Below are 14025 nucleotides of genomic sequence, written 5' to 3'. Positions count from 1 at the left end.
TGATTCATGTCACGCCGTGCCGGCATTACCACCGGTTTCCGCAAACCTACCTTATACGTAACAGAAAGCGTAGAAAAGTTTGGTGATGATGGCATTGGGCCCAGCCTGTTTAAGACCTCACCCTATAGTGATCCCAGCCTTTGCACGGCTAAATCCCCGCTCCAAAAGCCCGTTAGAGAACGCTGAACCGTGCCATTTCCTACAATCACTCATCACGGCGCCCACCAAGGGGTCACAGGCTCCTGTCACCAATTGCACCTAAGCGAAGCCTGCAGCGTGTTGGTGGACTGCGGGCTGTTCCAAGGCAATGAAGCGGTCTTGCAGGGCAATGGGATCGAATTCGATATCGCAGGTATTTCCGCGCTGGTGGTGACCCACGTACACCTGGACCATGTGGGGCGTATTCCCTGGTTGCTGGCAGCAGGTTTTGAAGGGCCTACCCTGTGCAGCGAGCCTTCTGCGCACCTGCTTCCTTTGATGCTGGAAGATGCGTTCCGGCTGATGGTGACCCGAGACCAGGCACCTGTAGAGCGTTACATCCAAAGTGTGAAGCGTCGGATCGTTGCGCTGCCTTATGACCACTGGCATGTGCTCCAAGCCAGTGGCCCTTCCCAATGCCGCATCCGGCTGCAGCGAGCCGGGCATGTGCTGGGCTCAGCGTATGTAGAGTTCGATATTCGTGCATCCCGTGCGCTTGAAAGCCAGCGAGTGGTGTTTTCCGGAGACTTGGGCAGCGGCCGTTCGGCGCTGTTGCGGCCCCCCGTGTCACCGGAACGTGCTGATGTGCTGGTACTGGAAAGCACCTACGGCGACAGGGTGCATGGCGCACAGGAAAAGCGGACAGCGCGGCTGGAAAGGCTGATCGAAAAGGCCTTAGAGGACCAAGGCACAGTGCTGATCCCGTCCTTTAGCCTAGGGCGCGCTCAGGAGCTGCTGGCAGACATCGAGACCATTTTGCGCGATAAGGACATGGGCGGCTCGCCGGGTGTAGCCGGCGCGGTGGATTGGCCACAGCTGCCGGTGATTCTGGACTCCCCGCTGGCCAGCCGTATTACCCAGGCCTATCGGGTTTACAGCCTCACTGGAACGAAGAGGCCCAAGGCCGTACACAGGCTGGGCGATCACCGTTGGCCTTTCCACAGCTGATTACCCTTGATAGTCATGAGCAGCATCAGCGTACGGTCAATTACCTGGCCAGCACATTGCGCCCTGCGATCGTGATTGCTGGCAACGGCATGTGCTCTGCCGGCCGTATCGTCAATTACCTCAAAGCCATGCTAAGAAACCCTCGCCATAACGTGCTGTTCTCGGGGTACCAGGCCAAAGGCACGCCGGGTGCTGTGATACAGGCCGCCGAAGGCGCGGAGGGTTTCATGGGTATCGATCTGGATGGCGAGCGGTACGACATTCGCGCCGGCGTGGCCACCTTGGCAGGCTATTCGGCCCATGCAGACCAGGCCGGGTTGCTTGCCTTTGTGAGGGGAATCCCAGAGCCGCCCCGTGAAGTACGGCTGGTGCACGGCGAAGCCAGGGCAAGAAATGGCCTGGCGCAGGCACTGGCGTCCGCGTACCCAGCCATGCACCTGGTAACTCAACCCTGACCTGCGCCGGCTTGTGTCAGATGAAAATAATCGAAGCTTTTCCACAACACACTCTATAATCGGCTCGGCTTGTTTATCAGAACTATAACGCTGCAGCGGTTTGGGAATCCCGGCCCTGACAGGCAAGGACCCGACCCGTGTAATGAATGTGTTCACGCGAATGTGGCTGAGCGCTAAGCTCAAGCGCGGCCTCGCACGCCATGGATGCCGGCTGGACAGCGGCATTCGTGGGCTGAGGCGCGACAACATGGTGCTGCTGCTGGAGCAGGGCGTGAAACTGCACGATGTAAAAGTGTATTCACGCCAGCTTCATATCGGTGCACAGACCGATATCGTCAGTGGGTGCGAGCTACACCATGTCAGCCATATAGGTCGTTATTGTTCAGTGGCGGCGCGTGTCATCATCGGCCAGGATCGGCGATCGCATCCGCTGGACTGGCTGTCCACCAGCCACGCGGTGCTACAGGCACGCCTGGATTACCAGCCAGACGCCCATAGCGCCTCTGACCAAGGCATGGATTTTCCCACCTCGATCGGCCATGACGTCTGGATTGGCCGAGACGTTATCGTGATGAAAGGTGTAACCATCGGAACCGGAGCGGTCATAGGTGCCCAGTCACTGGTGAACAGGGACGTGCCGCCTTATGCCATCGTGGCAGGCTCCCCGGCCCGTGTGGTGCGCTATCGGTTTGACGAGCCTACCCGGCAGGCTTTGCTGGCCAGCCACTGGTGGGACTATCAATTGAGCGCGCTGGGCCAGCATGCTGTAGAAAATCCCGCCTTGCTGCTCAAGGAACTGGGTACCCAGGGCGCGCTGCCGCTGGTTGAAACCCACCTGTTGACCATCAGCAATGCGCCGCTTCGTATCCAGTGAATCTATCGTTATCAATTGTGCCGTTGGCGCGTGAATGGCCGTCAGTGCGGTAGGGGGCATTCGCAGCGGTTAGGATTTCTACCCTCAAGTAATTGTATTTGGTATTGTTTCCGGCCTGATCCGCTGCAAAAGCGGCTGGTTATACTGAGCCGATGCCGGCGCCATGGCGCAAGGCACTATGGAACTGCAGCACCTTCCCAGCGAAGGCCTAGGAAAAAAGGAACCTGTAACATGTCACAACAGCGCAAGGGCATCATTCTGGCAGGGGGTTCAGGTACTCGCCTGCATCCGCTTACCCTCGGCACGTCCAAACAGATGTTGCCGGTGTATGACAAGCCAATGATCTATTACCCGTTGTCTGTGTTGATGCTGGCGGGCATGAAGCAGATTCTCATCATTTCCACACCGGATGACCTGCCTTCGTTCAAGAAGCTGCTGGGTGATGGCAGCCAGTTGGGCATCGAACTGCACTATGCCGTACAGCCAAGCCCGGATGGCCTGGCCCAGGCGTTCATCATTGGCGAGGAGTTCCTGGCCGGGGCCCCGAGCTGCCTGATCCTGGGCGATAACATCTTCTATGGGCAGCACTTCTCCGATAATCTCCACGCGGCCAATAGCCAGGAAAGCGGTGCCACGGTATTCGGCTATCACGTTGCAGACCCGGAGCGCTTTGGTGTGGTGGAGTTCGACGACCAAGGCCGCGCGCTCAGCATCGAGGAAAAGCCCACTGCGCCCAAGTCCAACTACGCGGTCACTGGCTTGTATTTCTACGACAGCAAGGTGGTGGAGATTGCAAAATCCATCAAGCCGTCGCCCCGTGGCGAACTGGAAATCACTGACCTGAACCGCGCCTACCTGGAGCAGGGCACGCTGAACGTGGAACTGCTTGGCCGCGGCTTTGCCTGGCTGGACACCGGTACCCATGAGTCCCTGTTGGAAGCCAGCCACTTCGTGCACACCATTGAGCACCGCCAGGGGCTGAAAGTGGCTTGCCTGGAAGAAATCGCTTTCCATGCGGGTTGGATCAGCAAAGCCCAGTTGGTGGAGCAGGGGCAGCGCCTGTCGAAAACAGGGTATGGCCAATACTTGCTGAAAATCGCAGGCGAGTCCAAGGCGTAATGCGCTGTCAGGTCACTGTACGTGCCGGGTGAACGCGTTGCGGTCCTGTTGGCTGCCTTCAATGGCAGCCCTTGGATAGACGAGCAGATCGATACCATTCTGGCCCAGGAAGGCGTGGCCGTTCAGCTGTTCATCAGTGTAGATGCCTGTACAGACGACACCCTGGCGCGCTGCCGCATGCGTGCGGCAGCCGACCCTCGCATACAGTTGATAGGCGGCAGCCAACGCTTTGGCAGCGCCGCAGCCAACTTTTTTCATCTCCTGGCCACCGTGCCTTTCGAAGGCTTTGACCTAGTAGCCCTCAGCGACCAGGATGATCACTGGTTGCCTGGAAAGCTCAAGCGAGCGGCCGAGCAGTTGGTGGCGCAACGCTGCGCAGCCTACTCCTCCAACGTTATTGCGTTTTGGCCGAGTGGCAAAACCTGCCTGCTGGACAAGGCCCAGCCCCAAGTGGCCTATGATCACTTCTTCGAAGCCGCCGGGCCCGGGTGCACCTATGTGTTCACCTCAGCGGTGGCAGCGTTCCTGAAGGCCAACATACAAGAGCAAGGTGAGGCACTGGCAGCCGTGGCCCTTCATGACTGGTACCTGTATGCCCTGTGCCGTGCCGCCGGGTGGCGGTGGTTTATAGACCCTACGCCCGGCCTTCGCTACCGGCAGCACGCCAGTAATGTGGTAGGTGCAAACGTGGGCGTACGGCCCTTGCTTGCACGTTTTCAGCGTATCCGCCAGGGATGGTGGTTTGGCCAGGTCCGCTTGATAGCCGGGCTAGTAGGTTGCCCACCACAGTTGAGCAGGCCATTGGCTAATGGCCGATCAGGCTTGCTCTGGCTGGCTCGCAACGCCCGCCAATGCCGTCGCAGGCCCCGTGATCGGCTTTATTTTGCAGGGCTGTGCCTGTTGTTGGCCTGTTTCAAAGGGCCACTGACATGAAGCGGCTTGTGCTGGTGACCGGTGCCAACGGTTTTGTAGGGCGTGCGGTGGTAGATCGGCTAGTGGAAGGCAACAGCCTGCCGCTGGCCGCTGTACGTCAGCCGGGGCAGTGGCAAGGGCCGGGAAGGGCGGTTGCCTATGACTTGCTATCAACCACCTTGCCGGATCTCTCAGGCGTGGATGCGGTGATTCACTGCGCCGCCCGTGTGCACGTGATGGCTGACAGCGTGGCGGACCCACTTCACGCCTACCGTGAAGCCAACCGGGATGCGACCGTGCGGTTGGCAGCCCATGCGGCTGCGAGCGGCGTACGCCAGTTTGTGTTTATCAGTACCATCAAGGTGAATGGGGAGCGTACCCTTGGCCGTTCGCCTTTTACCTCGCTGGATGAACCTGCGCCGGTAGACCCCTACGGCCAAGCCAAATTGGAAGCCGAACAAGGGCTGCTTGAACTCGCGGCACGCACAGGCCTTCAAGTAACGATCATCCGGCCGCCTTTGGTCTATGGCCCCGGTGTAAAGGCCAATTTCCGAGCCATGATGAAAGCGCTGGACCGTGGGGTGCCCTTGCCGTTTGGGGCGCTGCACAACCGCCGCAGTATGGTCGGCGTTCATAACCTGGCAGACCTGGCAGTGCACTGCCTGGACGCAGCTGCTGCCCAAGGCGTGTTCCTGGTGCGGGACCGGGAACAGCCTACCACCGCCCAAACCATGGCAGCGTTGGCTCGCGCCTTGGGCAAAAAGCCACGCTTGGTGAATATGCCTGCAGGTTGGCTGCGCTGGGCGGGCAGGGCGTTAGGCAAGCAGGCGGTGGTCAGCCGGCTGTGCGACCCTTTGGAAGTCAGCTTGGACCACACCGCAGCCCACTTAGGCTGGCAACCCCCACTATCGCTCGAAGAAGGCTTGCGCCTTACCGCCGAGGCTTATCACAAGGAGCGCCTGTGAGCGGCCTCATCTACCTCGTTGTGTTCGTACTCTCTGCCGGGTTCACTGGGGCAGTACGTCGTTATGCATTACACAAGCAACTGATGGACGTGCCCAACGCACGCAGTTCCCATACCGTGCCCACCCCACGCGGCGGCGGGGTGGGTATCGTAGCGGCGTTTATGCTAGGGCTGCCCCTGTTGGTACTGACCGGCTGGGCCACAGTGGCAGATGCTTGCGTATTGGCCATTCCCGGCATGGCCGTGGCAGCGATTGGTTTTGCTGACGACCACGGGCATATTCCCGCGCGCTGGCGCTTGCTGGGCCATTTCGCGGCTGCAGGAATAGGTTTGGCGCTTTTGAACACTTTGCCTGTGATACCCCTATGGAATGGCTTCACCCTGAGCGGTGCCTGGTTGGCAGTGCCATTGGTAATCGGGGTGGTGTGGCTGCTCAACCTCTACAACTTCATGGACGGGATCGATGGCATTGCAGGTGTGCAGGCCGTTACCGTGTGCCTGGGGTTTGCGCTGCTGGCTTACCTGTATGCCACACCCGCCGATGTAGCGCTGGCATTGCTGCTGGCGGCGGCTTCAGCAGGTTTCCTGTGCTGGAATCTGCCCCCTGCCAAGATTTTCATGGGGGATGCGGGCAGCGGCTTCCTAGGGGTAGCCATTGCTTTGCTGTGGCTGAAGATTTCGTCCCACGCGCCCTTAGTGTTCTGGGCGGGGCTGGTATTGATGGGCGTCTTTGTGGTCGATGCCACCTGGACGCTACTGGTGCGGTTGAAGCGAGGGGAGAAGGTGTATGAGGCCCATCGTAGCCATGCGTATCAGCATGCGGCGATGCGGTATGGGAGCCATGGGAAGGTGACGGCGGCGGTGGGGGTACTAAATGTGTGTTGGCTTTTGCCCATTGCTTATGTAATGGGTAATGGGGGGATGAGCCTTTGGCAGGGTATGTTGGTGGCTGGTTGTCCGCTTGTCGTGCTGACGGCAAGGTTCAAAGCAGGTATGTGAATTACAGCCTATCAGCAGCGGTGCGCCGAGTTTCGGATCTTATAATCCCTGCAGATCATATGTCGCGAAGGCGTTGCTAGATTTTCGATCAAGGCCATACGTTTGGGTATCTTGCGAACTAGCTCTCGGACAGAGCATTCAGCAGGTTTTTTGAGCATCAGACGATTTCCTGCCCTATACAAAGACGTGGGGCTCGTCTAAGAGCTTGTAGCGCTCAGCCACGAGCGGATGGTCTACCCCTGAAGGTACGGACTTTGCTGAATGTGGGTGTGCGCACGAATAGAATGTTCCTGAGCGATTCTGCACAAAACCTATTTCGCGTGATGGACAAGCGATCTATCTGCTAAAAATCACCATTCTCATTGCAACAGGCCCTTATTTGAGTATCCTGTACTGCTATTCGCCTATCGATGCGCATACGTTCACGCTTGCGCCTATGGCGAAGTATAGAAGCCAAATGGCATAGCCGTACTTAACTGTTTTTGGTGGGGGAAAAATGCATCAGGAGTTAATTGCATCAAGTTCACGGAAAAAACTTTGGTTAATTTCCTGTGTGCTAGCTTTTTTGAGTTCTTTATTTTGCTTTGTTACATTGTTGCCCACGGCTCCGATGGATGAGCTCGACCCCGCCTGGAAAGCTGGGATGTCGTACGCGGTCGACCATGGACTACAAATTGGCACCGATATAGTTTTTACATTTGGACCTTTGGCTAATATCTATACAGGGTTTTACTCGCCAGTGTATGATACTAGCTATGTGTTGATATCTACTTATTTAGCTGCTTCACTTTCTATTGGCTTGTATGGCCTTTTTTACCAACGGAAACGCTTTCTTCCAATGTTGGTTTGTGCGGGCGTGATTTTCTTATGGGGGGTAAAAAAAGATGCTTTTTTAATGGTTTTACCTTTTTTTCTGATTTTTACATTGATTTTTGAAGGGCTGCCAAATGAGCGTAGGGTTAGGTTAAAAGATCTGCTGCTTTTGGTATCGTTGCCTGCCATAGGGTTCCTTCCTCTCATAAAACTCAGTGTGGTCGTAGCCTGTGTATCATGCATTGGGTTAGGTGCGGCATTACTCGCTTATCGACGACGCTTCCTGATGGCGGCTGCAACCTGCCTCATTCCGGTATTTTCATGTCTTTCCGTCTGGGTGGCGTTCGGACAAAAACCAATTTTGCTTTTTAAATATTTTTCGAGTTCGCTTCCAATCATAGCGGGCTATACGGAAGCGATGGCTATCTATGAAGGGCTTTTGCTTGTAGCTGTCTATATGATCGGCGCGGTCGTATTGATATACGGTATATGGTCAGTAAAAAGAAATTCGTTTTTATCAAACGCGCTCACAATTGTCTCTGTAGCAATTTACCTGTTTTTAAGCTTCAAAGCTGGCTTCGTAAGGGATGATGGTCATGCAGTGATTAGCGGTTTGGCGCTAATGCTGGTCTCAATAATGCTTTGGCCTGCACTACAGTCGCTTAGGGGGCTTGGTTTTACTTGTACAGGTTTTCTAACTGGTTTGTTTGTGACCTGCGCAAATACTTCCTTCAATCCGGTACAGCACTGGACTCATGCCTATCACAATGCCTATGCGAATGTGGAAGGGCTAGCGCTGCGCATCGGGCACCCCGGAGCCATAGCTCAACGCTTCAATGACCAAATGACTAAAATTTCAGAGACTTCAGGTTTTCCTGACATCTCTGGTACTACAGATGTGTACTCCTATGGGCAAACAGCGCTAATTGCCTCTGGTGCGGACTGGAAGCCTCGGCCAGTTTTTCAAAGTTATTCTGCATACACGCCGCAGTTGCTAGAAATGAATGCGAGTCATTTAAGCTCTAAGCAAGCACCTGAGAACGTGGTTTTCCGTATTCAGCCTATTGACGGGCGACTACCCTCATTGGAAGACGGGCTTAGCTGGCCTTCCATTTTTTCCATGTATAGCCCTACTAAGCTTTCAGGTGATTATTTGGTGTTGAAGCGAGTGGATGATAAAGTCCCCGTATTCAATGAGATTAAGAAAGAGTTAGGAAGTTTTGACAAGGCTGTAGAACTGCCAGAGTACTCGGGCAACCTCTACATGACTGTTGATATTCAACAGACATTGTTAGGTAAATTAATTTCCACCATTTTCAAACCCTCTTCTCTTAAGGCGCAGTTTGATCTTGCTAACGGTGAAAAAAGAGAGTATCGAATAATTTCTTCTATGACCAAGACTAAATTTCTGGTCTCGCCTATCGTTGAAAGCAGTAAGGATTTCGTCAGGCTATTTTCTGATGTTGATCTGAATAAAATGGGAAAAGTTAAAAATATTACTTTTTCCGCATCGGGAAGTGAAGGCAGCATATGGAAACCTGATTTTCAGGTCTCGTTCTATAGCTTTAAGCCGCCCGCGCGTGAGACTGCTTCAGGACTCTTGGGAATCGCCGTACCAATTAGGATCGAGCATTTGCCTTCAATAGCATGTACTGGTGTTATCGATTATCTAAACGGCACCCCGATCACAGGTGAAACGCGTGGTGTAGAGTCACACATAGCTGTAAGCGGGTGGGTCACACCTTCGGTAAACTCTTATCCTGAAGGGGGAAAGGCGATTTTGTTGTTAAAAGGTCCTCAAGGAATTTTTGCATTTGATATGCCTTCTCTAGCAAGGCTGGATCTAGTTAAGCATTTTCAATCAGACTCTATGCTAAATGCTGGATACGACGCAGTTTTAGATGTACGGAAACTCGAAGGTACGTTTGAGGTCGGATTAGGGTTTGCTCAAGATGGTGTGGTTTCAGCATGTAGCGGGCTTGATTCTATGATCAAGATCTCAAGATAAAAAACTGTATAGCTGGCGCCAATGCTCGCCAGCTATACAAGGTGGGTTTATATTCAGGTCTACTTAAATGAAAGGTGCTTGTGGCCTAAATAACTGGTAAACACTGGAAAAATTACACCCACTGCATGGGCCAGCTCTTTGTTGTAGAAATCTATTCCAAGGCCAGGCAAAACATGGAACGCAAGTAGTACGCTGATTCCCCAAGTCTGCAGTACGGCAATCGCGTTAACAGCTAAAAACCATAATGCAGAATGACGAAGCGAATTCTTGCTTTCCTTGAATACGAACAGTTTTGCCAAGGCAAAAGCTGTAATCATGCCCGTGATGTAGGCAAGAATGACAGACCAGGAATAGCTAAGCCATAGATTGTAGAGGATGCGCGAGCAGAAATTGACAATTGCCGCGAAGCCGCCTGTCACCAAAAAGGCCAGAAACTGCGGCGTAAGGAACCCCTTCAGCATTGCGCTGCGTCCTTCGCCAAGCCGCGGCCAAAGTCGATGCTTTCGGAAATGCCCCGGTCTTCAGGGTAATAGTAGGACGTGTCCGCTACCCAAAGGCCCTTAATGGGTAATTTGGCTGGCGGCAGGGTAGCTGGGAACCCAGGCTTGCAGATGGGCTGAGCATAACGGTACCGGCTGGCCCGAATGTCGATAAAGTCGCTGTCCTGCAATGAGGGGTTGATAGTCTGTAGATAGCGCTTCACCTTTGCTGTGAAGTGCTCATTAGGCTCTGCATACTTTTCGTGCTCGCCGGGCATGTAGAAAGGTACGTAAACGACATGCTGGTCCATGGGGCGCAGATTGGTGTATTCCACTAAACCAGGGATGTCCATGTTCGGGTCATTGATATTAAGCCAGAAGTTTTCCGTTACCGCTTTCTTCAACTTGGCAATTACGCATACCACAGCCACGTTTGGCACGGCAGCGTACTGATCAAGCAGGGTCGCTGGCAGGTCTGGCATCAGCCGCCCAACGTAAGGCAGCGGTACGGTACTGATTACCTTGTCGAAAGCCTCTGCCCCCTCTGCAGTTTCAACGCCATGAACGCGGCCGTTGGCAATCTGCACCTTGGTCACCGGCTTACCTAACCGTACCTCACCGCCGTGTGCCAAAATATCCTTGTGCATGGCATTGAGGAAGGTGGCCGAGCCGCCTTCGAGGTATCCCAGCTTCTCCTTGAAGAGGTTGTAGCGTGAACGGCCGATACGCCTGATGCGGCTCCATATCCAGGCTGCTGACAGGTTATCTGAGTAGTGATAGAACTTATAGGCGAACAGGTTGCGCCACATCACGTCGTAGGCTTCTTTGCCTACCCAGCGTTTGATCCACCCAGTGGCTTCCACATTGTCGAGAGGCTTCCAATCATTGCGTTTCACTGAAAGGAATGCATGCAGGCCGTAGCGAAATTTGGCCGTAAGGCTTAGCCCTTTGAATTTCAAAAGTGCAATAGGGTTGCCCCAGGGTTGCAAGCGCTGCTGGTACCAGTAACCCATGCGGGTTTCGGTCCAGCGCATTTTCTGCGACAGGCCCAGTTCATCCAGCATGGTTAGAAACGCATGGTCCGAAATGCAGTGGAAATGGTAATAACGTTCGATATCCATGCCTGCGAAATCAAACGTGGCGGTCATTCCACCCACTCGGTCATCTGCTTCATACACGACGGGCGTATGGCCATCTCGTGCGAGTTGATAGGCTACCGCCAAGCCCATAGGGCCAGCGCCTAGCACCGCAATACGTTGGCCCATGTTAAAACTCCATCTCGATCTTGCTATAAGTCGGGTCCAGGAAGGTCTCTTCGATCGCCTTCCTGAACGGTGTGGGCGTGACGTTGAAAATGCCAGGCCAGTCGATCACCTCAAACTCGTCCGGTGCTATCAGAGCTTCTAGCTGCGAGGTTGTGAACGGCGGGTTCTTGTCAAAGAGGGCCCATGTCCATAGCAATGCGTGGAACAGGCTGTAGGGGATTTTGACGATCGTGGACTTGGCTTTGGTAGTATTTTTGATCTGCCGAATAATATCGATGTAGTCGATTTTTTCCAGGCCCGAAATGTTGTAAACGTTGCCCGCCGTGCGGCTTTGTATGCAGCTCATGATGATGCTGCAGAAGTCACCCACATACAGTGGTTGGCGCATGAACTTCCCATCGCCTGGAACGGGGAATACCGGTACCTTCTGCATGAAACGGCTGAGCCACCCCAGGTGCTTGCGGTCGAACCAGCCAAACATCAGGGTAGGGCGCAACACTACGCAATTAATGCCGCTTGCAAGCACCATTTTTTCCTGAGCAGTTTTGCTGCGCGTGTAGAAGTCATCGGCGACAGACTCCACCACTGATGAGCTGATATGCACGGTATACGGCACGCTGTGAGCGTTGATGGCTTCAATAATGCGTTCAGTACTGGTCAGGTTGTTGCGGGTGAAGGGGTCTTCAGTGGGCGCACCAATCTGAGCTTGCAGCATCACTACCGTGTCGGCACCAGCAAAGTGCTGGCTCCATGGGCCTTGTTCTGCGAGGTCAGCCTGTTCAATAGTAAGGTCTGGGTGCATTCGTTTGAGAACGGCCAGGTTTGCCTCATGCTTATCCAGAATCACAAGGTTGTGGTAACCCGCTCTGCGCAGATGTGCGACCAGGTTTTGCCCTACCAACCCTGCGCCACCAGGAATGATGATCTTGTTGTCCATACGCTTTTCCATATTATTGAGCTGCCTTAACGGCCACAGCAGACCATTCGCCCCAGCCGTCCCCGTCGTCAGAAATGCTGACCTTGAAGCGGGCAGGGAGGTCCGGCGCATCAAATTTCAAGGTGGTCCATTCCAGTGTGACCGGTAGGCTGGTTGCGCCTGTACCGTCAACCTTTATGATTTGCCGTGTATTTACAGGGCCGGAACGGTAAAGGATCGAATCCCCTTTGTTCAAATCCAGTGTAATCGTGCCTCTGTCGGCATCAGAAGATTTCCATGAGCCATAGACTTTAAGCCCATCGATAGTCGAGTGCCAGGAGTCACTGCCTTCTGCCCAAATGGCGTCCGCTTGTACGCCTGTAACTGCTATTTCCCCTGGCTTGGCTGGGGCAAAGTCGAACGAAGAGAAATATAGTTTGGGTAGTTGGATACGAATGCTACACGCGCTGTCTTCTCCTGCGAGCATAAGCTGTTTGCCCAGCGCCGAGCGCTTTATATACCCTGCAAAGTTGGAACGCTGTGCTATCGCAGCACCCACGACTGTATTGGCCTCATCTGTAAAAAGAAGCCTCTGCTCGCCTGTTATCGTCGGCTTGGCCTCAATCAAAGCTGAAACGCGAGCGTATTCATCGTTGACTTCGGTCACACTGATATTATTCGCTTTATAGGAGCAGGCGCGTTCGGTTGTCCGCTCGACAGTGCGCCCAATCATGTAGCCCGTATCTCTTATAGGTTTCTCATTGAATATTGAGGTTTTATGAGCGATTGCCCATTGGCTGATATGCATGACAAGATCAGGCGAAGGAAATACGGTTTTCAGCTGAGGTTCGTCATTTATGCGCATGTCCATAGCCAAGGCCGCTACCAATTTTTTGGATTTTTCCGGCGCGTTATCCGAACGTGCCGACATCTGAAAAGGGAGCAGAAGTAACAACGCTATCGCTACTAAGCCTGAAAACAGCCTGTTCGCAATGGGTTTTTTCACGAAGCTGCACAGTAAAATAATCAGCGCGCACCACGCCATAATAGCGGGGGTGCTATAGCGATTGCTGAAGGCCTGCCATACCCCTAAGCTAAGACGGCCGCCAGCAGTGCCGATGGCGGTTCCGCCTATGTGGAGCACGAAACCTAGAAGCGCCAGTTCCAACGAGTGTCGTTTTGGGCTGCGCAAATAATAAACCGTCAATACTGCGCTCGCTATTATCAACCCTGCGCCTGCTGCAATGGCAAGGCCTATACCCCAAGATGCCCCGAGGGCGGCGAAATAGAATGGATTGCCTAGATAGCTAAGGGCATACTGAATAAAATCCGTAGGTTGCGCTATGAAAGTGTTAACAAGGCCTGCGTGCTTCACAGAGTCTGCAGCAGGTCCGTCGAAATACAAGTAACCGAGAATGCCCGCCAAGGCTGCGTGAAAAATGGGTTTCCACAGTGGTTGTCGTTGGACAAGTCCATACAACACCATGATGGGCAGGATCATAATCCCATTGGCCATGGTGCCTACGCTGGCAATGCCAGCGATAGTGGATAGTAGGAAATAGGTTGGCTTGTTATCTTGAATCGATATGCAGTACCAGAGTAGGGCCAGCAAGGGTAGCAGCTGCGCTAGGTAGAATTGGCTCTGAAAACCCCAGTTGATGTTTTCGCTTTGCGACCAGAAAAAACATAACGCTAGAATAAGACCACCTGCCCCAAACGCCGCAGTGCGGTTAACCGATGTAACCGTCCGTTTCAAAAAGCCATAAAACGCCCAGAATGCGAGGCCCATTAACAGAAAATTGAGTACGATCAACGGCGGTTGAATGCCTCCAAATAAAGTGAAGTTCAACCAAAATATCACCCTGGTCAGGATGATGCGATGTTCGTTGTGAGGTGCCCACCAGGCACTTGTATTACCTTGGTCGATTTGCTGGAAGAAACCTACATAACCGTTCCACATATCCCAGAAGGGGACTGGGGAGAACTGATGGTAGGCGCCCCATACGGTCAGTAGCAGCACGATGCCAACCAGCGTCATGACAATGGCTTTATAAAGGCGAGTAATAGAGGTCATT

10 protein-coding genes and 1 pseudogene are annotated in these 14025 nt (G+C 53.8%); 7 read left to right on the top strand and 4 right to left on the bottom strand.

Annotated elements, in window-relative coordinates; genetic code table 11:
* The first annotated feature begins 189 nt into the window (after positions 1-189).
* From ACSAMW_RS07940 to ACSAMW_RS07910, 7 genes and pseudogenes are all read left to right on the top strand, one after another.
* Positions 190-1601, top strand: a pseudogene (locus ACSAMW_RS07940) (MBL fold metallo-hydrolase RNA specificity domain-containing protein).
* 142 nt (positions 1602-1743) lie between these two features.
* The gene (locus ACSAMW_RS07935; RefSeq protein ID WP_500593445.1) at positions 1744-2475 is read left to right on the top strand and encodes a CatB-related O-acetyltransferase; all 732 of its coding nucleotides are present in this window, start codon (positions 1744-1746) and stop codon (positions 2473-2475) included.
* A gap of 231 nt (positions 2476-2706) precedes the next feature.
* The gene (gene rfbA, locus ACSAMW_RS07930) at positions 2707-3594 is read left to right on the top strand and encodes a glucose-1-phosphate thymidylyltransferase RfbA (RefSeq protein ID WP_500593444.1); all 888 of its coding nucleotides are present in this window, start codon (positions 2707-2709) and stop codon (positions 3592-3594) included.
* A 21-nt stretch (positions 3595-3615) separates the two neighbouring features.
* The gene (locus tag ACSAMW_RS07925) at positions 3616-4527 is read left to right on the top strand and encodes a glycosyltransferase (protein WP_500593443.1); all 912 of its coding nucleotides are present in this window, start codon (positions 3616-3618) and stop codon (positions 4525-4527) included.
* Entirely contained in the window at positions 4524-5471 is a 948-nt protein-coding gene (locus tag ACSAMW_RS07920; protein ID WP_500593442.1) for a UDP-glucose 4-epimerase family protein, read from the top strand. The genes ACSAMW_RS07925 and ACSAMW_RS07920 overlap by 4 nt, the downstream gene beginning before the upstream one ends.
* On the top strand, positions 5468-6469 hold the full coding sequence (locus tag ACSAMW_RS07915; protein WP_500593441.1) for an MraY family glycosyltransferase: 1002 nt from the start codon (positions 5468-5470) through the stop codon (positions 6467-6469). The genes ACSAMW_RS07920 and ACSAMW_RS07915 overlap by 4 nt, the downstream gene beginning before the upstream one ends.
* A gap of 496 nt (positions 6470-6965) precedes the next feature.
* Positions 6966-9290 carry a hypothetical protein gene (locus tag ACSAMW_RS07910; RefSeq protein WP_500593440.1) on the top strand — a complete coding sequence of 775 codons (2325 nt, stop codon included), beginning with the start codon at positions 6966-6968 and terminating at the stop codon, positions 9288-9290.
* Between the two features lie 59 nt (positions 9291-9349).
* Here ACSAMW_RS07910 and ACSAMW_RS07905 read toward each other — a convergent pair whose 3' ends face one another.
* Genes ACSAMW_RS07905 through ACSAMW_RS07890 form a run of 4 tightly spaced genes read right to left on the bottom strand, consistent with a single transcriptional unit; the run spans position 9350 to position 14024 of the window.
* Positions 9350-9751: a GtrA family protein gene (locus ACSAMW_RS07905; protein ID WP_500593439.1), complete on the bottom strand. Its 402-nt coding sequence runs from the start codon at positions 9749-9751 to the stop codon at positions 9350-9352.
* Positions 9745-11034 (bottom strand): NAD(P)/FAD-dependent oxidoreductase, encoded by a 1290-nt coding sequence (locus tag ACSAMW_RS07900; RefSeq protein WP_500593438.1) that lies wholly within the window; start codon positions 11032-11034, stop codon positions 9745-9747. Before ACSAMW_RS07900 ends, ACSAMW_RS07905 begins: the two co-directional genes overlap by 7 nt.
* A 1-nt stretch (position 11035) precedes the next feature.
* Entirely contained in the window at positions 11036-11971 is a 936-nt protein-coding gene (locus ACSAMW_RS07895; protein ID WP_500593437.1) for an NAD-dependent epimerase/dehydratase family protein, read from the bottom strand.
* A gap of 13 nt (positions 11972-11984) precedes the next feature.
* Positions 11985-14024 carry a hypothetical protein gene (locus tag ACSAMW_RS07890; RefSeq protein ID WP_500593436.1) on the bottom strand — a complete coding sequence of 680 codons (2040 nt, stop codon included), beginning with the start codon at positions 14022-14024 and terminating at the stop codon, positions 11985-11987.
* Position 14025 lies beyond the last annotated feature (1 nt).

The organism is Pseudomonas sp. AB39(2026) (assembly GCF_059831485.1).
Note: the sequence above shows the minus strand (reverse complement) of the source record. Positions and strands in the feature narration are given on the sequence as shown.